A 20,952-nucleotide genomic window follows, 5' to 3' on the forward strand; every position below is an offset into this window, starting at 1 on the left:
CGTACGCATGAAGATCGAGATCTACTCCGATGTCCTGTGCCCGTGGTGCTACATAGGCAAGAGCCGCATCGCGAAGGCACTGGACGGGTTCGCGCACCGCGACGCGGTGGAGGTGGTGTGGCGCAGCTTCGAGCTGGCCCCCGACGCGGACGGGGTCCCCGGTGTCACCGCGGCCGCGGCCATGGAGCAGTGGACCGACCCGGCCGCCGTACCCGCGCGGATCGCACTGATCCGCTCGAACGGTGAGCAGGAGGGCGTGGAGCTGAACCTCCACAAGTCCCGGCCCGTCAGCACCTTCGACGCCCACCGGCTGATCCACCTGGCCACCGCTCGCGGCCGGGTGGACGCGGTACTGGAAGGCCTGTTCCACGCCTACCACACCGACGCGTTGAACGTGGCGGACCCGGAGGTGCTGTCCGGCATCGCCGCGAATGCCGGCCTCGACGCCGACGAGGTCAAGGAACTGCTGGAGGGCGACCGCTACGCCGACCGGGTGGCCGCCGACGAGCGCCGCGCCGTCCGGCTCGGCGTGAGCGGAGTGCCCTCCGTGGTGATCGACGGACGTCCGCCGGTCTCCGGAGTGCAGGACCCGGCCGCGCTGACGGCCGCTCTCGAAGCGGCCTGGGCCCAGCGCGCGAAGGCCTGACCCGGGGAACGTGAACCCGCCTGGTTGGCTGGATCTTTCTTCCAACGGATCTCCAGCACGCTCCTGAAAAGTGACCGACCAGGCGGGGACACCTCCACGCCGACGGGCTCCGAAAGGAACAACAGTGCAGCGCAAGTGGAAGCTGACCGGTGGCATGGTGGGTTCGCTCGGTCTGGCCCTGACGGGAGTGCTCGCCACGTCGGGTCCGGCCAGCGCCGCGACCGTGTCGACGACGCTCCCGTACATCTGCCAGACCCGGCTCTCCGGTGAGTGGATACCGGTCGAGTACAGCCGGAACTTCACCACCACGGCGCCGGCCAAGGTCGCGCCGTTCCAGACCTTCAAGGTCACTTTCGACTCGGCGCCGATCAAGGCCGTCGCCGACTACAACAAGCTTCTGAACACCATCTCGTTCAACTACAAGGTTCCCGCCAACGCCAAGGTCGTCAGCTACAAGCTGACCGGCGGCAGCAACCTCGGCACCGCCAACCAGTGGGTCGAGCGCAACGGCAACGACCTGCGCGTGAAGTCGGACGGCGAGTGGGCCGGCGGCGTCGAGTTCGACTTCCCGAACCTCGAGGTCACCCTCCGCGCCCCGGGCAGCGGCACCCTCACCACGGGCGCCGGTGGCTCCAGCTTCACCGACACCGCGTTCGGCTGGGACCGCCTGCAGCCCGACACCAACGAGTGGGACCCCTTCCAGTGCTACGCCGACCCGGCGCAGCCCGTCACCTTCTCGACGACCAAGGTCAAGTTCTGACCGAGGTGCGGGCAGGAGGCGGTCCGGGCCGGCCGGGGAACACCGGCCGGCCCGGACGTCACCGTCAGGCGAGGTCGAACCGGTCGAGGTTCATGACCTTGTCCCAGGCCGCCACGAAGTCCTTCACGAACTTCGCCTTCGCGTCGTCGCTCGCGTAGACCTCCGCGAGCGCGCGCAGCTCGGAGTTCGAGCCGAACACGAGGTCGGCGCGAGTGCCGGTCCACCGGACCTCGCCCGTGGCCGCGTCGCGGCCCTCGAAGGCGTTGCCGTCCTCGGCCGTGGCCGTCCACGTCGTGCCCAGATCGAGCAGGTTGACGAAGAAGTCGTTCGTCAGGGTCCCGGGCGTGGTGGTGAGGACCCCGTGCCGCGCCTGCTGGTGGTTCGCGCCGAGGACGCGCAGACCACCGACGAGCACCGTCATCTCGGGGGCGCTCAGGTTCAGCAGGTTGGCACGGTCGATCAGCAGGTACTCGGCCGGCAGTCGGTTGCCCTTCCCGAGGTAGTTGCGGAAGCCGTCGGCGGCGGGCTCCAGCGCCGCGAACGACTCGACGTCGGTCTGCTCCTGCGAGGCGTCCACGCGGCCCGGGGTGAAGGGCACCTCGATGTCGAAGCCGGCGTCCTTCGCGGCCTGCTCGACGGCGGCGCCGCCCGCGAGGACGATCAGGTCGGCGAGCGATATCCGCCTGTCCCCGGATCCGGCGGAGTGGAACTCCTCCTGGATCGACGTCAGCGTGCGCAGCACCGTCGCCAGCTGGTCCGGGTCGTTGGCCTCCCACCCGCTCTGCGGCTGGAGTCGCACGCGCGCGCCGTTGGCGCCACCGCGCTTGTCACTGCCCCGGAACGAGGCGGCCGAGGCCCAGGCGACGGAGACCAGCTGGGACACCGACAGGTCCGAGCCGAGGACCCGCGCCTTGAGGGCGGCGACGTCGTCGGCCCCGACGGGCTCGTGCGTCACCGGGGGCAGGGGGTCCTGCCACAGCAGCGTCTCGGTCGGGACCTCCGGGCCGAGATAGCGCACGACCGGGCCCATGTCGCGGTGGGTCAGCTTGTACCAGGCGCGGGCGAAGGCGTCCGCGAATTCCGCCGGGTTCTCGTGGAAGCGCCGGGAGATCCGCTCGTAGGCCGGGTCGAACCGCAGCGAGAGGTCCGTCGTCAGCATCGTCGGCGCGTGGGTCTTCGACGGGTCGTGGGCGTCGGGCACGGTGCCCGCCCCGGCGCCGTCCTTCGGACGCCACTGGTGCGCGCCGGCCGGGCTCTTGAACAGCTCCCACTCGTAGCCGAAGAGGATGTCGAAGAAGCTGTTGTCCCAGGTGATCGGGGTGTCCGTCCAGATGCCCTCAAGGCCACTGGTGATCGCGTCGCCACCCTTGCCGGTGCCGTACGTGCTCTTCCAGCCGAAGCCCTGCTGCTCGATCGGCGCGGCCTCGGGGTCGTCGCCGACGCTCTCCGCCGGGCCCGCGCCGTGGGTCTTGCCGAAGGTGTGACCACCCGCGACCAGTGCGACCGTCTCCTCGTCGTTCATCGCCATCCGGCGGAACGTCTCACGGATGTCGCGGGCCGCGGCGATCGGGTCCGGATTGCCGTTGGGGCCTTCCGGGTTGACGTAGATGAGGCCCATCTGGACCGCGCCGAGCGGGTTCTCCAGCTCGCGGTCGCCGGTGTAGCGCTCGTCGTCGAGCCAGGTGGTCTCCGGACCCCAGTAGACGTCCTCGTCGGGCTCCCAGACGTCGGCCCGCCCGCCGCCGAAGCCGAAGGTCTCGAAGCCCATCTGCTCCAGCGCGACGTTGCCGGTGAGGATCATCAGGTCGGCCCAGGAGAGGTTCTGGCCGTACTTCTTCTTGACGGGCCACAGCAGGCGGCGGGCCTTGTCCAGGTTCCCGTTGTCCGGCCAGCTGTTCAGCGGGGCGAAGCGCTGCTGGCCGGCGCCGGCGCCGCCGCGTCCGTCGCTGATCCGGTAGGTGCCCGCGCTGTGCCAGGCCATTCGGATCATGAAGGGGCCGTAGTGGCCGAAGTCGGCGGGCCACCAGTCCTGCGAGGTCGTCAGGACCTCGGCGATGTCCCGCTTGACGGCCGGCAGGTCGAGGGTCTTGAACGCCTCGGCGTAGTCGAACTCCTCGCCCAGCGGGTTGGCCACGGCCGGGTTCTTGGCGAGGATCTTCAGGTTCAGGCGTTCGGGCCACCATTGGCGGTTCCCACCGCCCTGGGTCGGGTGCGGGGCGCGCTCGTGCGCGACCGGACAACCTCCACCGCCCCCGTCCTTCGCGTCTACGACGATTGCGTCATGGTTCTCAGACATGGGAATCCTTCCGGACCGGATCACGGTGCTCAGGAACTGCATGCGTGTGGAACAGTCGGGGCGCAGGGGTCGGGACCCGGGTCGGGCCCGTCGGTGGGGCTTCTCCTGCCGCGCTGGAGTCGTCCTGCCCCTTGGCTGTCAATAAATCCGATCCTACGATGGACGCAATCCAAGTCAAGAAGAACACCAAGCTCCGTGCCGCGGGTTTCCCGGCCCCCGCCGGCGGTCCTCCGGGAACCCTCCGCCCGACCGAACAGGGTGATGCCATGAGTGACCTGCTGGAGCGACTGCGAGGGCGTGGCTGGAGGATGACCGCGCAACGGCGCGTGGTCGCGGAGGTCCTCGATGGCGACCACGTCCACCTCACGGCCGACGAGGTGCACGCCCGTGCCGTACGGAAACTGCCGGAGATCTCCCGGGCGACGGTCTACAACGCCCTCGGGGAACTGGTCTCCCTCGGCGAGGTCGCGGAGGTCTCCACCGACGGTCGGGCGAAGCGCTACGACCCGAACGCGCACCACCCGCACCAGCACCTGGTCTGCACCGGCTGCGGCCTGATCCGCGACGTCCACCCGGCCGGCGATCCCCTCGCCGGCCTCCCGGACGGGGAACGGTTCGGCTTCGCCGTCGCCGAGGTCGAGGTCACCTACCGGGGGCTCTGCCCGGCCTGCGCCTGAGCCCCGCGCGGGCAACGCCGCCCTCCCCGAGCCACCCGGGGCGGTTCCGCCGTCCCGGAACCGCCCGGCCCGCAGGGAACCGTCCCCGTGTCCGCGGCCGTCCTTCGTTCCTTCGCCCTCATCCGTCCCGGAATCGGCAACAAGCTTTGCCGGACAGGCGCCGTCGTGCGCACGCTCCGCGCATGAAACCGCACAGTCGTTCCGCGCAGGATCCGATCCGTGCCGCCGCCCCCGGGCCGCAGGCGCTCACGCCCACGGCCCGGTGGGCCCTGGCCGGGCTGTCCCTCTCCGTGCTGCCGGCCTCCCTCGGTACGAGCATCGCCCACGTGGGCCTCCCGGCCATGGCCACCGCCTTCGACGCCTCGTTCCAGGCGGTCCAGTGGATCGTCCTGGCCTACCTCCTCGCCCTCACCACCCTCATCGTCAGCGCCGGCAGGCTGGGCGACCTCGTCGGCCGCCGGCGCCTGCTGCTCGGCGGGATCCTCCTCTTCACGGCCGCCTCGCTGCTGTGCGCCGCCGCGCCCACCCTGGGGCTGCTGATCGCCGCCCGTGCGGCGCAGGGCCTCGGGGCCGCCGTCATGACGGCCCTCGCCATGGCCTTCGTCGCCGGGACGGTGCCGAAGGAACGGGTCGGCCGCGCCATGGGCCTCCTCGGGAGCACGTCCGCGATCGGTACCGCCCTCGGCCCCTCCCTGGGCGGATTCCTGATCTCCGGAGTCGGCTGGCAGGCCCTCTTCCTCGTCGGCGTGCCGCCCGGCCTGCTGGCCCTGCACCTGGTGCGCCGTCACCTCCCCTGCGACCCGCCCCGGTCCGCCGCCGCCCCGGTGGGCTTCGACCACCCCGGCACACTGCTGCTGGCCCTGACGCTCGGGGCCTACGCCCTCGCCGTGACGCTCGGCCAGGGTGGCTTCGACGCGGTGAACGCCGCCCTGCTGGTGGCCGCCGCCTGCGGCGCGGCCCTGTTCGTACGCGTCGAGGCGCGGGCCGCGTCGCCGCTGATCAGGCCGTCCGCGTTCCGCGATCCGGTGCTCGGCCCGGGCGTCGTCGCCGGCGTCCTCGTCTCGACGGTGATGATGACGACCCTCGTCGTCGGGCCCTTCCACCTCACGCTCGGGCTCGGGCTCCCGGGAGCCCTCGCCGGACTCGTCCTGGCCTCGGGTCCGGTCGTCGCCGCACTGACCGGCGTGCCCGCCGGCCGCCTCGCGGACCGTTTCGGAGCGCACCGCACGACCGTCTCGGGCCTCGCGGCGATGGCGGTCGGTACCGCCTCCCTGGCCGTACTGCCGGCAGGCGCCGGGGTGTTCGGGTACCTGGTCCCCCTCGTGGTGGTCACGGCCGGCTACGCGGTGTTCCAGACGGCCAACAACACCGCCGTCATGGCCGGTGTCCCCGCGGACCGCAGGGGCGTGGTGTCCGGGGTGCTCAACCTGTCGCGCAACCTCGGTCTCATCACCGGCGCGTCCGTCATGAGCGCCGTCTTCGCCTTCGCCTCGGGGGCCGCGGACATCACGACGGCGGGACCCGCGTCCGTCGCCGCGGGTACGCGGATCACGTACGCCGTGGCGGCGGGGCTGACCGTCCTGGCGTCGGCCGTCGCCGCCGGGAGCGGCGGCCTCGTACGCCGCCGGGCCGCACGCCGCGCGGCACGTCTTGCGTCCGCCCGGCGCACCTGAGCCGAGCTCGAACCGAGCGGTTCTCGGCGGCGGCTGAGGTGGTGTCACCGGCCCCCTCCGCGTTGCGCGGGGCGCTTCGTCCGGTCACAGAGTGGTGGAGACCACTTGTCCCCGGCGTTTGAGTCGTTCTAGCCTCCTCCAAGTTGTGCATTACGAAACAGGTGTTGCACCCTGTGCAACGCGTTCGCACTCTCTCCCGGGGACCGCCCATGAAGCTCCGCTCCCGCATAGCCGTACCCTTCGCCGCGCTCGTCCTGACCGGACTGACCGCCCTGACGTCCACCGCATGCGCGCCCCAGACCTCCGGCGCCACCTCGTCGAAGGACGAGAAGTCCGGCACCCTGCGCGTCTGGCTCTTCCAGGAGGTCAACAACGACCCCAAGAAGAAGGTCGTCGACGGAGCCGTCGCCGCCTTCACCGGGCAGCACGCCGGTGTGAAGGTCGAGGTCGAGTACATCCCGGTCGAGACCCGGGCCCAGCGCATCAAAGCCGCCTTCAACGACCCCAAGAGCGCCCCCGACCTGATCGAGTACGGCAACACCGACACCGCCGGCTACGTCAAGGACGGCGGACTCGCCGACATCAGCGCGGAGTTCGCCGCCTGGGCGGAGGCCAAGGACGCCGATCGCACGGCCGCCCGGTCGGTCACCGTCGGCGGCAAGGTGTACGGCGCACCGCTCTTCGTCGGCGTCCGCGCCCTGTACTACCGCACCGACGTCTTCACGGAACTGGGACTGACACCGCCGAGGACCCAGGACGAACTGGTATCCACGGCCAAGCGGATCCGCAAGGCGAAGCCCGAGCTGTACGGCCTGGCCGTCGGCGGCGCCTACACCTACGGCGCCATGCCCTTCATCTGGGCCAACGGCGGTGAACTCGCCGAGGAGAGCGGCGGCACGTTCAAGGCGACGATCGCCGGCGACGCCGCACGCAAGGGCATCGAGACGTACACCTCCCTCTTCGGCGACGACAACTGTCCCGCCGCCAAGTGCGCCGCCATGGGCGGCAACGCCACCGTCACCGCCTTCGCCTCCGGCAACGCGGCCATGGCCATCGGCGGCGACTTCAGCCACCAGGCCGTGGAGGCGGGCACGGTGAAGGGGAAGTACGCCGTCGTCCCGCTGCCCGGCGTCAAGGAGGGCGAGATCGCCCCGGCCTTCGCCGGTGGCAACAACATCGGCGTCCTCAAGAGCAGTTCCCACCGCACGCTCGCCGTCGACCTGATGAAGCGGTTCGCGGGCAAGGACACCCAACGGCAGCTCTTCGACGCCATGGGCTTCCTGCCCACCTACACCGACGTCCGCTCCGAGGTGGCGCGGAAGGACCCGTTCGTCGAGCCGTTCGTGCGGACCCTCGCGGCGGGCACCAGGTTCGTGCCGGCCTCCCCGGGCTGGGGGCAGATCGACGCCTCGACCGTCCTGCCGACTATGTTCCAGGAGATCGTCAGTGGCAAGAAGGACGTACCCGCCGCCGCCGGGGACGCGGCGAAGAAGATGGACGCCGCCTTCTCCAGCGCCGGCTGACCGGCCCGACGACATGACGCACGAAGCAACCGCCCTCGCGCCGCCCACCACCTCCCCGAAGACCGCACCGGCCCCCGCGCCCCGGTCCCCACGCACTCGTGGCGGCGGGCGCCACGGCAGCCGCTGGACCCCCTGGCTCTACCTCGCCCCCGCCCTGCTCGTCCTCGCCGCGCTGCTGCTCTACCCGATCTACCAACTCGGCCTGATCTCCTTCCTCGAATACACCCAGGCCCAGGTCAGCGGTGGCGAACCCACCACCTTCAAGGGCCTCGGCAACTACCGGACGCTCTTCGCCGACGCCCAGTTCTGGCAGGTCCTGCTCGCGACCGTCGTCTTCGCCGCGGCGTGCGTGGTCACCACCCTCGCCGTCGGCTGCGCGCTCGCCGTCCTGCTGACCCGGATCCGGGCGCTCCCCAGACTCGCCCTGATGCTGGCCGCACTCGGCGCGTGGGCCACCCCGGCCGTCACCGGGTCCACCGTCTGGGTCTTCCTCTTCGACCCGGACTACGGCCCGGTCAACCGGCTGCTCGGCCTGGGGGACTTCTCCTGGACGTACGGGCGCTTCAGTGCCTTCGCCCTCGTCCTCTTCGAGGTCGTCTGGTGCTCGTTCCCGTTCGTCATGGTCACCGTGTACGCGGGCATCAGGGCGATCCCCTCCGAGGTGCTGGAGGCGGCCTCGCTGGACGGCGCCTCCCAGTGGCGGATCTGGCGCTCCGTCATCGCGCCGATGCTGCGACCCATCCTGATCGTCGTCACCATCCAGTCGATCATCTGGGACTTCAAGGTCTTCACCCAGATCTACGTGATGACCGCCGGCGGCGGCATCGCCGGCCAGAACCTCGTCCTCAACGTCTACGCCTACCAGAAGGCCTTCGCTTCCTCCCAGTACAGCCTGGGCTCGGCGATCGGCGTCGTCATGCTGCTGATCCTGCTGACCGTCACCCTCGTCTACCTACGCCTGATGCGACGGCAGGGAGAAGAACTGTGAGCCCCACCGGCACGCACCCCACGCTCCCCACGGCCCGGACGGTTCGGACGGCACGCACCGCCCGCACCGCCCGGCGGGCCCGGTTCGGGATCCGCCGCCCCTGGCGGCTCGCGGCCGAGGCGTCCGCACTGGCCGTCGCCGTGGTCGTGGCGTTCCCCCTCTACTGGATGGTGCTCTCCGCGCTCAAACCGGCGGGGGAGATCCAGTCGACCGAGGCACGCCCGTGGACCCTCGCGCCGTCCCTCGACTCGTTCCGCCGCGTCTTCGAACAGCAGGAATTCGGGCGCTACTTCCTCAACAGCCTCTTCGTCGCGGGCTCCGTGGTCCTCGCCTCCGCGCTGATCGCCTTCCTCGCGGCGACCGCCGTCACCCGCTTCCGGTTCCGCTTCCGTACGACGCTGCTCATCATGTTCCTGGTGGCGCAGATGGTGCCGATCGAAGCCCTGACGATCCCGCTCTTCTTCCTGATGCGGGACACGGGACAGCTCAACACCCTCTGGTCGCTGGTCCTGCCCCACATCGCCTTCTCCCTGCCGTTCGCGATCTGGATGCTGCGCGGCTTCGTGAAGGCGGTCCCGGAGGCACTGGAGGAAGCGGCGTACATCGACGGCGCGAGCCGCACCCGCTTCCTGTGGCAGATCCTCTTCCCGCTGGTCTTCCCCGGGCTCGTGGCGACGAGCGTCTTCTCCTTCATCTCCACCTGGAACGACTTCCTCTTCGCCAAGTCGTTCATCATCAGCGACACCTCCCAGTCGACCCTCCCCATGGCCCTACTGGTCTTCTTCAAACCGGACGAGAACGACTGGGGCGGCATCATGGCCGGCTCCACGGTGATGACCCTGCCGGTCCTCGTCTTCTTCGTCCTCGTCCAACGCCGCCTGGTCTCGGGCCTCGGCGGCGCGGTAAAGGACTGACCCCCGGCACCCACCGGCCCGCCCCACAGCAGCGCGAAGGCCCCTCCCGCCTCCACCGGCGGGAGGGGCCTCTTGTCCTGACCCGGGCCCTCACACCTATGTGACCGGCCCGCCGATGGCATCAAGTGCCGCACCCCAGGGATACGCGCGCTTCTCCCCGGGCGCGTTCGGCTCGAACCCTCCCGGCCCGTACAGCACGCGGACCCCAGCCGTACGGAGCGTCTCCAGAGACAGCGGGAACTGGGGATGTTGGGAGTACGCCGAGTTCACGCACGGCATCATCGTCATGGGGATCCCCTTGCCGATCGCCTCCGCCACGAACCCGACGAGCCAGGTGTCGGTGATGCCGAGCGCCCACCGGTTGATGGTGTTCGTCGTGGCCGGGGCCACCAGTACGGCGTCCGCGCCGGGCCACACGTCCGGGTCGTGGGTGGACCTCGCCTACGTCCGGCTGCCGTCCGGCCGCGAGTTCTCGACCATCGTCGACAAGATCGCGGCGACAGCGTGACCGCAGGCCGGATCTGCGCCCGCTGCCAGGGCCCCCTCGGCTCCCGCTATCGGACGATCATCCCGCACTCGATGTCCGGGGCCCGACCCAACCAGCACACGCACCACCCCGACGACCCGAGGTGCCGGCCGACTACCGAGGCCGAGCGCGAACGGGGGCACTGACCGAACCTTCCGCCACCTGTCCCGACCGTTCCCGCGGGTTCGATACGGCCCCGTGGCTGCTCCGTCCACTGACACGCGGATGCCCCACCCGCCGACCGGCGGGTGGGCCATCGTCGCTGTGGGACCTTCGGCCTCGTCAGGCGCTTTCGGCCTGGAACATCCAGTGGTGCTTTTCGAGGTCGCCCGTGAGGCCGATCAGGATGTCCTCGGTGACCGGGTCGGCGTCGCCCGTCGCCTTGATGCGCTCGCGCATGCGGGTGATCACCGCGCCCAGGCCGTCCACGAGGACCTGTACGGCGTCCACGTCCTTCACCCAGCCCTCCTTCACCCCGGCGATCGCGCTGGTCGACGCCACCGTCGCCGCCCGGCCGTCGGGGGAGACCCCGAGGGCGGAGGCGCGCTCGGCGACCACGTCGGAGTGGGTGCGGGCCGAGGTGACGACCTCGTCGAGCTGGAGGTGGACCGAGCGGAACCGCGGACCCACGACGTTCCAGTGCACCTGCTTGGCGACGAGGGAGAGGTCGACGAGGTCCACCAGGGCGCCTTGCAGGGCGTCGCCCACGATCTTCAGGTCGGCGTCCTTGAGGGAGCTCTTCACGATGGCCACAGGGAATCTCCACTTCGCGATGTCGCCGACGGTACGTCCGCCACCTCTTGGGGGCGGGCCGTCGGCGAACACGGTGTCTCGGTCGAAACCTCGCCTACCCACCCCAGTCGGGAGGAAACAGTCAAGAACCGGCCATTCCGCGCGCGTCCCGGCGCACGCCCGTCGCCCCGCGCCCAGGGGCCCCGTACCGAACGGTCGGAACGGGGCGCAGAATGGCTGCCGACGCGCCGCGAAGCGACGCGTCACCGACTACGGAAGGAACCACCATGGGCCGTACTCCCGCAGTGGGGGACATCGTGGGCGACTTCTCCCTGCCCGGAGGAGTCCTGCTCCAGGACCGGTTCGAACGCTCCGACTACGCCCTCGCGGACCACCGCGGCAAGCCCGTGGTCCTGGCCTTCTACCCCGGGGACAACACCCCCGTCTGCACCAGACAGCTGTGTTCCTACTCCGACGGCCTCGACGCGCTCCGTACGTCCGGCGCGACGGTCTGGGGCATCAGCCCCCAGGACGTCGACAGCCACGAACGCTTCGCCCGTGATCGTGACCTGCGCATTCCCCTGCTCGCTGACGCGGGACGGACCGTTTCCCGGGCCTTCGGCATCGACGCGCCACTGATCGGCCTGCGACGTTCCGTGTTCATCGTGGGGCCGGACGGCCGCCTCCACTGGAAGCGCGTCGGCGCGGTGGGCGCCACGTTCCCGGCGCCCGACGTGCTCGCCCGGCAGCTCGCCACCATCGGGTAGCGGCGAGGCGGGCGCCGCGCGCCCCCCCCGGCGGTGTCGCGTCGCGGATGCGCGATGCCGCACCGCCGCACCCGTTACACCGCCGCCCTGCTACGCCGCCCCGCCCCACCGCCCGGACGCACACCGCCCGCACGCAGGCACGGGCGTGCGGCGGCCCGCACCCGGCGCGGGCCGCCGCACACCTACGGAGAACTGGTCGTGACCGATGCCCCGAATGCCCCGGTCCCTACCAGTAGTGCTTGCGTCCACCGACGGCGTGGCCGAGGGAACCGAGGATCCACAGGATCGCCCCGACGACCAGCAGGATGATGCCGATGGTCCACAGGATGCTGATGCCGGTGATGAAGCCGATGATGAGCAGAATGAGGCCGATGACGATCATGTTGCCCTCCGATTTCTCTTGATGCTTCATCCGGGTGGTGGGCACGTCCGGAGCGGTCACGGAGGTGATCACGTGCTGCGCCTACCCGCAATCGGCCCCCGCACACCCCCGGATCGGGGCGCCACCCGTTCGGCTCGTTCCCCTCAGTTCACCCACGCCCGCCAGGTGTCCTCGTTGCGCTCCACCCACTTCTTCGCCGCCTCGGCCGGCGGCATCTTCTCCTCGGCGATCATCAGCGACACCTCGTTCTGCTCCTCGACGGACCAGCGGAACTTCTTCAGGAAGGAGGCCGCCGTCCCGCCCCGCTCCGCGAAGCGAGTGTTCAGGTACTTCTGCAGCGGGGTGTGCGGGTAGGCGCAGGCCACCTTCTCCGGGTCGGCGTCGCAGCCCTCCTTGTACTCGGGCAGCTTCACCTCCGTCATGGGGACCCGCTCGAACAGCCACTGCGGCTTGTACCAGTAGGTGAGGAAGGGCTTGCGTTCCTTCGCGAACTGCTTGATCTGGGTGATCTGAGCGGCCTCGGAGCCGGCGAAGACCACCTCGAAGTCCAGCCCGAGGTTCTTCACCAGGGCCTTGTCGTTCGTGACGTACGAGGGCGAGCCGTCCATCAGCTGCCCCTTTCCACGGCTCTCGGGCGTCCGCAACAGGTCGGCGTACTTGTCGAGGTTCTTCCAGTCGGTGACGTCCGGATGTTCCTCGGCGAAGTACGTCGGCACGAACCATCCGATGTGGCCGGTGACGCCGAGGTCGCCGCCCGGGGTGATGGTCTTCTTGTCCTCGACGTACCGCTTCTCCTGCTCGGGGTGGCCCCAGTCCTCCAGGATCGCGTCGACCCGGCCCTGGCTGAGCGCGTCCCACGCCGGGACCTCGTCGACCTGGACGGTGTCGACCCGGTAGCCCAGCTCGTGTTCGAGCAGGTACGAGGCGACGGCGGTGTTCGCCTGGGCCCCGACCCAGGACTGTACGGACAGGGTGACCGTCTTCGCGCCCTGGGCGGCCGCGTACGGGGAGGCCTGACGGGTCATGTCGGCCGCGCCGCAGCCGGTGAGCACGGCGAGGGCCGTACCCGCGGCGAACGCGGCGGCGGCCCGGCGGCCGCGGCGGCCCGGGTGGTTGCGCTCGTTCATGTCAGGCCTCCTTCGCGGGCTGGGTGACGCGGTCGAGCATCAGACCGAGGCAGACGATCGCGGCGCCGGCGACCAGACCGGTCGCCAGGTCGCCCTGGGCGAGGCCGAGGACGACGTCGTAGCCGAGCGCGCCGCCACCGACCAGGCCGCCGATGATCACCACGGCGAGTACGAGCACCACGGCCTGGTTGACCGCCAGCAGCAACGCGGGCCGGGCCAACGGCAGCCGGACCTGCCACAGCTGCTGCGAGCCGGTCGCTCCCAGCGAGCGGGCCGACTCCACGGCGGCCGGGTTCACGTCGAGCAGCCCCTGGGTGGTGATGCGGACGACGGCGGGCAGCGCGTACACGACCGCGGCGGCCGCGGCGGGCGCCCGACCGACGCCGAACAGCGCGACGACCGGGATCAGGTAGACGAACTGCGGCATGGTCTGGCAGACGTCGAGCACCGGCCGCAGCAGTCGCTGCGCACGGGGACTGCGGGCGGCGCCGACGGCGATCGAGAAACCGAGTACGAGGGTGACGGCGACGGCCGCCAGCACCTGGGACAGGGTGTCGAGGGAGGGCTCCCACACCCCGAGGACGCCGATCGCGGCGAGCGCGAGGACCGCGGTCAGCGCGGTCCGCCAGGTACCGACGAGGACGCCGATCACCCCGGTCAGCAGCAGCAGTGCCCACCAGGGGGCGGCCTGCAGGCCACCGCGCAGCGGGTCGAGGATCCAGCCGGTGAAGCGGGCCGCCCAGTCGGCGGTGCCGCCGACCACGGGCACCCCGGAGTAGAGGTGGTCGGTCATCCAGGCGACCGCCCGGTTGACGGGCTCCGCGATCGGCACGGTCCAGGACCCGGGCCACAGGGTCGTTCCCGCCATGTGGCCCACGACGGCGGCGGCGACGGCGGTGAGCACGGTGAGCAGGCGCCCGTACCAGCCGGCGAAAACCCTGCGCAGCAGGGGCTGTTCGTCCGGGGGGACCGGAGCGCCGCCCAGCCGGCGGCCCGCCGCGTCGGCCGTGCGGTCGAGGACCACGGCGAGCAGCACGATGGGGATGCCGGCGGCGAGCGCGGCTCCGACGTCGACCGAGGCGAGGGCCTGGTAGACCCGGTCGCCCAGACCGCCCGCACCGATCACCGAGGCGATGACGGCCATCGACAGGGCCATCATGATGGCCTGGTTGACGCCGAGCAGCAGCTGTCCGCGGGCGAGCGGGAGCCGTGCGGTCAGCAGCCGCTGGCGTCCGGTCGCGCCGAGGGAGGCCGAGGCCTCCAGCACCCCGGCGTCCGCCCCGCGCAGGCCCAGGGCGGTGAGCCGGGCCATCGGCGGGGCCGCGTACACCACGGTCGCCAGGACCGCGGCGGGCACGCCGATGCCGAAGACCAGCACCATCGGCAGCAGGTACGCGAAGGCGGGCAGCACCTGCATGGTGTCCAGGACGGGCCGCAGCAGCCGGTCGGCGCGCGACGACAGCCCGGCGGCGAGGCCGAGCAGGGCGCCCACGACGACGGACACGGACACGGCGACGACCATCAGCGCGAGGGTCTGCATCGTCGGTACCCACATGCCGAGCAGCCCGCACGCGGCGAAGGCCGCCACACAGGTCAGGGCGAGCCGTACGCCCGCCAGGCGCAGCGCGACGAGTCCGGCCAGGGCGGTGACGCCGGTCCAGCCCGCGGCGAGCAGGACGACGTACACCGCGCGCACGGACACCACGACGGCGTTGCTGATGTGTCCGAAGAAGTAGAGGAAGAGCGGGTGGCCGTCGCGGTTGTCGACGATCCAGTCCCCGGCCCGGCCCAGCGGCCCGGAGAGGTCCACGGACAGGGCCGCGGGCCAGCTGCCGGAGCCGGGGAAGGCCATGGCGAGCGGGATCAGCACCACCGCGGCGACGGCGAGGGGCAGGACCCTGCGGCCGGCGCGGTGGTGGAGCATCGCCTTGAGGCGGCCGCCGGGGGAGACGGCGGAGCCGGGTCGGGCGGGGCCCCGGTTCCCGTTCGGCTTCCCCGGGTCGCCGGCGCGGTCCCGGCGGCCGGGTTCCCGTACTGGTCTGGTCGTCGTGGTCATCCGCACCACCTCCCGGTGTCGGTTTCGGTGCGACGGGGTCGGCGCGTCATGCCGCCACCCCCCGTCCGGCCGGGGCCGGCAGGCCGGCCACCACCGCGAGCAGCGCGGCGTCGTCGACGACGCCCAGGCACCGGCCCCGGTCGACGACCCGCGCCGACGCCCCGCTGCGGGCGACGGCCTCGATGGCCTCGGCGACCGTGGTGGTGGGAGCGAGGGCGACCCCCTGGGCGTCCTCGCCGGGCGCCGCGGGGCGCATCGCGCCGCGTACGGTGAGCACCTGCTCGCGCGGCACGTCGCGGACGAAGTCCCGTACGTAGTCGTCGGCGGGCGAGCCCACGATCTCCTCCGGCGTGCCGAGCTGGACGATGCGGCCGTCGCGCATCAGCGCGATCCGGTCGCCGAGTCGCAGGGCCTCCGCCAGGTCGTGGGTGATGAAGACCATCGTGCGGCCCTCCTCGTGGTGGAGCCGCGCCACCTCGTCCTGCATCTCGCGGCGGATCAGCGGGTCGAGGGCGCTGAACGGTTCGTCGAAGAGGAGCACCTCGGGGTCGGCGGCGAGCGCGCGGGCGAGACCGACGCGCTGCTGCTGGCCTCCGGACAACTGTCCGGGCCGGCGGGACTCCAGGCCTTCGAGCCCGACCTTGGCCACCATCTCGGCGGCCTTGGCGCGCCGCTCGGCGCGGCTCATGCCCTGGATCTCCAGCCCGTAGGCGACGTTGTCGAGGACGGTGCGGTGCGGCAGCAGCCCGAAGTGCTGGAAGACCATGGCGGCCCGGTGACGGCGCAGTTCGCGCAACCGGCCCGCGTCCATGGCGAGGACGTCCTCGCCGTCGATGGAGAGCGACCCCGCCGTGGGTTCGATCAGCCGGGTCAGACAGCGCACGAGGGTCGACTTGCCCGAGCCGGACAGGCCCATGACGACGAACACCTCGCCCTTGCGGACGTCGAAGGTGACGTCGCGGACAGCGGCGGTGCAGCCGGTCCGCTCGCGCAGCTCGGCGGCGGACAGGGCGGCGTCCTCGGAGCCGGGGACCCGGGCCGCCTTCCGGTCGGGCCCGAAGACCTTCCACAGGCCCCGGACCCCGAACACGGGAGCGCCGGCGCCCTCGGGCGCGGTCGCGGAATCGGGCGCGGTGGTGATGTCGGAACCGGGGGTGATCCCGGAACCGGTGGTACTGGCAGGACCGGTGGTGGTCACAGGACCTCACCGCCCAGCAGCTCGGCAGCCTTTTCGCCGACCATGAGTACTCCGATCATCGGATTGACCGCGGGCATCGTCGGGAAGACGGAGGCGTCGGCGATGCGGATGCCATCGAGGCCACGGACCTTCAGGTCCGGCCCCACCACCGCCTCCTCGTCGTCCGCGGCGCCCATCCGGCAGGTGCCGGCCGGGTGGTAGACGGTGTGCGCGACCGAGCGGGCGTACGCACTGAGCGCCTCGTCGTCGGTGATCTCCGGTCCCGGGCACACCTCGCGGCGCAGCCAGCCGGCCAGCGGCTCGGTCGCGGCGATCCGGCGGGCCAGCTTGATGCCGTCCACCAGGGTCCGACCGTCGTAGTCGTCCTCGTCCGTGAAGTAGCGGAAGTCCAGGGCCGGTTTGACCTCCGGGTCCGCACTCGTCAGGTAGAGGCGGCCGCGGCTGCGGGGCTTGGGGATGTTCGGGGTCAACGAGACGCCGTGCGCAGGGCGTTCGTAGCCCAGCCGCTCCGGGTTGTCGGTGAACGGGATCTGGTAGAAGTGGAACATCAGGTCGGGACCGGGGGAGTCGGGGTCGCGCCGCACGAACAGGCCGGCGTCGCTGTCCATCGCCGAGTTCTCGGGTATCGGACCGTCCGTCTCCCAGACGATCACGGACTCCGGATGGTCGAGGAGGTTCTCGCCGACGCCGGGCAGGTCGTGGACCGGGGGGATCCCGAGGGCTTCCAAGTCCTCGCGGGGGCCTATGCCGGAGTGCAGCAGCAGCCGCGGGGTGTCCACGGCGCCCGCGCAGACGACCACCTCGCGCCGTGCGGTGACCAGCGACCGTCCGCCGTCCGCCGAGCGGACGTGGACGCCGCGCACCCGCGTCCCGTCCAGCTCCAGGCGGTACGCCCAGGTCTCCAGCAGGATGCGCAGGTTGGGCCGCTCGTCCATGACCGGGTGGAGGTACGCCACCGAGGCCGAGGACCGCTTGTTGGTCTCCGGGTGGTAGGCGAGGTCGAAGAATCCGGCGCCCTCGTGGAACGGCTTGCGGTTGAACCCCTCGACGACCGGCACGCCCAGGGCCTCCTGGGCCGAGTCCACGAAGTCGCGGGCGATGGCGTTGCGGTCCGCCTCGGCGACCGGCACGACGTTGTTGAGGAGCCGGTCGAAGTACGGGTCCATGGCCGCGGCGTGCCAGCCCTCGGCGCCCGCCTCCGACCACTCGTCCCAGTCGGAGGGGAGCGGCTTGAAGGCGATGAGCGTGTTGTGCGAGGAGCAGCCGCCGAGGACGCGGGCCCTGCTGTGCCGGATGTACGAGTTTCCGCGCGGCTGCTCGGTGGTGGGGTAGTCGTAGTCGAGTTCGCCGCCGAGCAGGCCCATCCAGCGGCGCAGCGTGAGCACGTCGGGGCGGTCGACGTCGCTCGGCCCGCCCTCGATGACGGCCACGGTGACGTCCGGGTCCTCGGTCAGTCGGGAGGCGATCACGGAGCCGGCGGTGCCGCCGCCGACGATGACGTAGTCGTACTCCTGGACGGTCGGGGCCGCGCCGGACGCGGATCGGTCCTGATGGTGGGGGGTGGTCGTGCTCATGTCTTCTCCTGCCTCCTCAACCAGCGAACCAGCGCACGGGGCGCGGGGCGAGGTTCTGGTACACGTGCTTGGACTCGCGGTATTCGGCCAGCCCGGACGGTCCGAGCTCGCGCCCGGTGCCGGACTTCCCGAAGCCGCCCCACTCGGCCTGCGGCAGGTACGGGTGGAAGTCGTTGATCCAGACGGTGCCGTGCCGCATGCGGCCGGCGACCCGGCGGGCGCGGCCCGCGTCGGACGTCCAGACGCCGCCGGCGAGCCCGTACTCGGTGTCGTTGGCGAGGGCGACGGCCTCCTCCTCGCTCCGGAAGGTCTCCACGGTCAGCACCGGGCCGAAGACCTCCTCGCGCACGACGCGCATCCGCCGGTGGCACCGGTCGAGGACGGTGGGCCGGTAGAAGAAGCCCGGTCCGTCGGGGCGCTCGCCGCCGGCGCGCAGTACGGCGCCCTCGGCGAGCGCGGCCGCGACGTGGGACTCGGTGCGCTCCCGCTGCGCCGCCGAGACGAGCGGGCCGCACTCGACGCCCGGGTCGGTGCCGCGGCCGATGCGTATCCGCTCGGCGCGGCGGGCGAGTTCGGCGACGAAGCGCTCGTGCACCGGCTCCTCGACGATGAGTCGCGAGCCGGCCGAGCAGACCTGGCCGCTGTGGATGAACGCGGCGTTCAGGGCCTGGTCGACGGCGGTGTCGAAGCCCTCGTCGGTGGCGCAGGCGTCGGCGAAGACGACGTTCGGGTTCTTGCCGCCGAGTTCGAGGGCGACCTTCTTGACCGTTTCGGCGGCCGCCCGCATGACCTTCGTACCGCTGACGAGTCCGCCGGTGAAGGACACCAGGTCGACGTCGGGATGCGCGGAGAGGCGCGCACCGACCGGATCGCCCGCCCCGGTGACCAGGTTGGCCACCCCGTCGGGAAGACCGGCCTCCGCCAGGAGTTCCATCAGCGCCACCGTGGTCAGCGGGGTGATCTCGCTCGGCTTGATGACGAAGCTGTTGCCCGCCGCCAGCGCCGGGGCGATCTTCCAACTCGCCTGGAGCAGCGGATAGTTCCAGGGGGTGATCAGGGCGCAGACCCCGACCGGCTCGTGGACGACGACGCTGTGGATGTCGGGGTCGCCGGCGTCCACGACCCGGCCCGCGTCCTCCCCGGCGACGAGGCCGGCGAAGTAGCGGAACGCGTCGATGACGCAGTCCACGTCCGCGCGGCCCTCTTCGAGGGTCTTGCCCGCGTCCAGGCTCTCCATGAGACCGATGCGGTCGCGCTCGCGCCCCAGTAGGTCCGCCGTGCGGTGCAGCAGCGCCGCCCGCTCGCGGGCCGGGACGGTGCGCCAGGGGCCCAGGTCGAAGGCGTCGCGGGCCGCGCTCACGGCCGCGTCGACGTCCGCGGTGCCGCCCTCGGCCACCACGGCGAGGACGGACCCGTCCGCCGGATCCAGAATCTCTCTGGTCGCTCCCGAGGCCGCGGACCGCCATGTCCCGGCTGTGTAGATGGTCTTCTGCTCCGACACGACGCGCTGTACCTCCGCTTGTGCCACCGCGGCGGACCCGCGGTGAGCTGGCAAGTTCCGCACTTGCCCCGCGCGACGCAGGTCATGTCCCATCGGTCACTCGAAGTGACGGGTGTCACTCTCGGCGATCGGCGTGACGGACGGCGGAGGGGACCGCGACCAAGGGACGGGAGCCGGCGGCGGGGGCCGGGTGAGCCGCGGCCGGGCGCGGTGCGGGACCGGAGGTGCGCCGGGTCAGCGCAGCGGTGCGCCCGCCTCCGTCAGCTGCATCTGCGGCCGCCCGCTCACCAGCAGCCAGGCGGGCAGCAGCGCCACGCACAGGAGCGGCAGCAGTCCCGGGTCCGGGGCCAGGATCGCGGCGGTGAACAGGCTCACCCAGCCCTGCCGGGTGACGGCCAGCAGCACGCCCAGCACCGCGCAGGTCACCGCGACCGGCGACTGGACCGAAGGAACCAGGGCGCTGACCGCGAGTCCGAGCGCGGCCCCCGCGAAGACGGACGGGAAGATCCGGCCGCCGCGGAACCCGGACCCGCAAGCCACCAGGACGGCCGCCAGCTTCACCACGGCCATCAGGAGCAGCGCGCCGGCGGAGTACGCGGTCGGATCGGCGGCCAGCTCGCCCATCTCCTCCAACCCCTTGAACAGGGTCAGCCGCCCCCCGAGCGCCGCGAGCAGCCCCAGCACCAGGCCGCCCAGGGTCAGCGCGAGCACCGGATGCGGCAGCAGGTGGAAGGCGCGGTGGACGTACGGGAACGCGTAGACGGCCGCCATGGCGATGGCGGCGGCGACGGAGGAGACCACCAGCGCGCCGAGCAGGTCGGCCCAGCCCGGACCGGTGAAGGCCGGCAGCGGCAGTCCGAAGACGGGCGCCTCGGTCAACCTGCTCGTCAGCGCCCCCGCGCCCGCCGCGATCAGCGGGGCGAAGAGCTGGTCCCACAGCGTGGGGGGCTTGCCGCCCGGAACCGCCGGTTGCCCGGGCCCCGACGCCATCGACTCGGTGAGGATCAGCACGGCCGCGACCGGGGTCCCGAACAGCGCCCCGACCGTCCCTGCGGCGCCCAGCCCCACCCACAGCTGCGGGGCACCGGCCGGCATGAACTTCCGGCCCAACCAGAAGGCGAGGGCGATGTTCGCGGCGGTGATCGGGTTCTCCGGGCCGAGGCTCACACCGCCGGCCAGCGACAGCGTGGTCACCAGCAACAGGCCCGGGATCACCGCGGGCGGCAGTGGCGGGTCGACCAGCCCGGTGGTCGCCGGATCCGGCCCCGCGTGTCCGTGGACCTTCCACACGACGAGCCCGACCGCGAGACCGGTCACGGTCAGGACGGCCAGCATCCACGCGACGGACCAGCGGCCCACCCCGATCGCGTCGGGGAGGGTCCCCCACAGGACGTTCTTCAGCAGGTCGGCCAGCTCGCTCACGCCGGTCAGCAGCAGGCTGGAGCCCACGCCGATCACGATCGCGGGCAGGACCAGCGGGAGCAGGGCCCTGGCGGGGGAGGTCTGCGGGGGAGCGGCGGACGGTGCTGGGGCGGTCACCGGATCAACGTAACGGGCAATCCGCCCGAAACCCGTCACATCGGAATCCTCTGGTGGGTTCCGCCGCGGGAAG

General features: G+C 71.8%; 17 protein-coding genes and 1 pseudogene. 8 read left to right on the plus strand and 10 right to left on the minus strand.

Annotated elements, in window-relative coordinates; genetic code table 11:
• Positions 1-7 precede the first annotated feature (7 nt).
• A complete protein-coding gene (locus NOD94_RS20965; protein WP_281207546.1) occupies positions 8-646 on the plus strand; it encodes a DsbA family oxidoreductase in 639 nt (212 codons plus the stop codon).
• A 124-nt stretch (positions 647-770) separates the two neighbouring features.
• On the plus strand, positions 771-1,406 hold the full coding sequence (locus NOD94_RS20970; protein WP_281207547.1) for a hypothetical protein: 636 nt from the start codon (positions 771-773) through the stop codon (positions 1,404-1,406).
• Positions 1,407-1,470: 64 nt separating this feature from the next.
• Here NOD94_RS20970 and katG read toward each other — a convergent pair whose 3' ends face one another.
• Positions 1,471-3,702, minus strand: a complete 2,232-nt coding sequence (katG, locus tag NOD94_RS20975) for a catalase/peroxidase HPI (RefSeq protein WP_281207548.1) — start codon at positions 3,700-3,702, stop codon at positions 1,471-1,473.
• A gap of 266 nt (positions 3,703-3,968) precedes the next feature.
• On the opposite strand from katG, the gene NOD94_RS20980 reads away from it, so the two are divergent.
• The 5 genes from NOD94_RS20980 (at position 3,969) to NOD94_RS21000 (ending at position 9,477) form a co-directional block, all read left to right on the plus strand.
• A complete protein-coding gene (locus tag NOD94_RS20980; RefSeq protein ID WP_281207549.1) occupies positions 3,969-4,379 on the plus strand; it encodes a Fur family transcriptional regulator in 411 nt (136 codons plus the stop codon).
• Between the two features lie 182 nt (positions 4,380-4,561).
• Complete coding sequence (locus tag NOD94_RS20985) at positions 4,562-6,052, plus strand: MFS transporter (RefSeq protein ID WP_281207550.1); 1,491 nt, start codon at positions 4,562-4,564, stop codon at positions 6,050-6,052.
• A 209-nt stretch (positions 6,053-6,261) separates the two neighbouring features.
• On the plus strand, positions 6,262-7,575 hold the full coding sequence (locus tag NOD94_RS20990) for an extracellular solute-binding protein (protein ID WP_281207551.1): 1,314 nt from the start codon (positions 6,262-6,264) through the stop codon (positions 7,573-7,575).
• A 13-nt stretch (positions 7,576-7,588) separates the two neighbouring features.
• The gene (locus tag NOD94_RS20995) at positions 7,589-8,563 is read left to right on the plus strand and encodes a sugar ABC transporter permease (protein WP_281207552.1); all 975 of its coding nucleotides are present in this window, start codon (positions 7,589-7,591) and stop codon (positions 8,561-8,563) included.
• Between the two features lie 89 nt (positions 8,564-8,652).
• Positions 8,653-9,477, plus strand: a complete 825-nt coding sequence (locus tag NOD94_RS21000) for a carbohydrate ABC transporter permease (RefSeq protein ID WP_281207565.1) — start codon at positions 8,653-8,655, stop codon at positions 9,475-9,477.
• 96 nt (positions 9,478-9,573) lie between these two features.
• On the opposite strand, the pseudogene NOD94_RS21005 reads toward NOD94_RS21000, so the two are convergent.
• Both NOD94_RS21005 and NOD94_RS21010 read right to left on the minus strand, forming a co-directional pair.
• A pseudogene (locus NOD94_RS21005) lies at positions 9,574-9,900 on the minus strand (flavoprotein); the annotation flags it as partial.
• A 385-nt stretch (positions 9,901-10,285) separates the two neighbouring features.
• Positions 10,286-10,756, minus strand: coding sequence for a DNA starvation/stationary phase protection protein (locus NOD94_RS21010; RefSeq protein ID WP_281207553.1), 471 nt, complete (start codon positions 10,754-10,756; stop codon positions 10,286-10,288).
• A gap of 266 nt (positions 10,757-11,022) precedes the next feature.
• On the opposite strand from NOD94_RS21010, the gene NOD94_RS21015 reads away from it, so the two are divergent.
• Positions 11,023-11,502, plus strand: coding sequence for a peroxiredoxin (locus tag NOD94_RS21015; RefSeq protein ID WP_281207554.1), 480 nt, complete (start codon positions 11,023-11,025; stop codon positions 11,500-11,502).
• Positions 11,503-11,728: 226 nt separating this feature from the next.
• Here the strand turns inward: NOD94_RS21015 and NOD94_RS21020 are convergent, their stop codons facing one another.
• The 7 genes from NOD94_RS21020 to NOD94_RS21050 form a co-directional block, all read right to left on the minus strand.
• Positions 11,729-11,884, minus strand: a complete 156-nt coding sequence (locus NOD94_RS21020) for a DUF6131 family protein (protein WP_281207566.1) — start codon at positions 11,882-11,884, stop codon at positions 11,729-11,731.
• Between the two features lie 143 nt (positions 11,885-12,027).
• On the minus strand, positions 12,028-13,011 hold the full coding sequence (locus tag NOD94_RS21025) for an ABC transporter substrate-binding protein (protein ID WP_281207555.1): 984 nt from the start codon (positions 13,009-13,011) through the stop codon (positions 12,028-12,030).
• Position 13,012: 1 nt separating this feature from the next.
• Positions 13,013-14,935 carry an ABC transporter permease subunit gene (locus tag NOD94_RS21030; RefSeq protein ID WP_281207567.1) on the minus strand — a complete coding sequence of 641 codons (1,923 nt, stop codon included), beginning with the start codon at positions 14,933-14,935 and terminating at the stop codon, positions 13,013-13,015.
• 178 nt (positions 14,936-15,113) lie between these two features.
• On the minus strand, positions 15,114-16,208 hold the full coding sequence (locus NOD94_RS21035) for a glycine betaine/L-proline ABC transporter ATP-binding protein (protein ID WP_281207568.1): 1,095 nt from the start codon (positions 16,206-16,208) through the stop codon (positions 15,114-15,116).
• Between the two features lie 53 nt (positions 16,209-16,261).
• Positions 16,262-17,839: a GMC oxidoreductase gene (locus tag NOD94_RS21040; protein ID WP_281207556.1), complete on the minus strand. Its 1,578-nt coding sequence runs from the start codon at positions 17,837-17,839 to the stop codon at positions 16,262-16,264.
• 16 nt (positions 17,840-17,855) lie between these two features.
• Positions 17,856-19,340 carry an aldehyde dehydrogenase family protein gene (locus NOD94_RS21045; protein WP_281207557.1) on the minus strand — a complete coding sequence of 495 codons (1,485 nt, stop codon included), beginning with the start codon at positions 19,338-19,340 and terminating at the stop codon, positions 17,856-17,858.
• Between the two features lie 234 nt (positions 19,341-19,574).
• Positions 19,575-20,879 (minus strand): ion channel protein, encoded by a 1,305-nt coding sequence (locus NOD94_RS21050; RefSeq protein WP_281207558.1) that lies wholly within the window; start codon positions 20,877-20,879, stop codon positions 19,575-19,577.
• Positions 20,880-20,952: the final 73 nt, after the last annotated feature.

Origin of the sequence: Streptomyces sp. Isolate_45 (genome assembly GCF_024721315.2) — a bacterium.
Classification (GTDB): domain Bacteria; phylum Actinomycetota; class Actinomycetes; order Streptomycetales; family Streptomycetaceae; genus Streptomyces.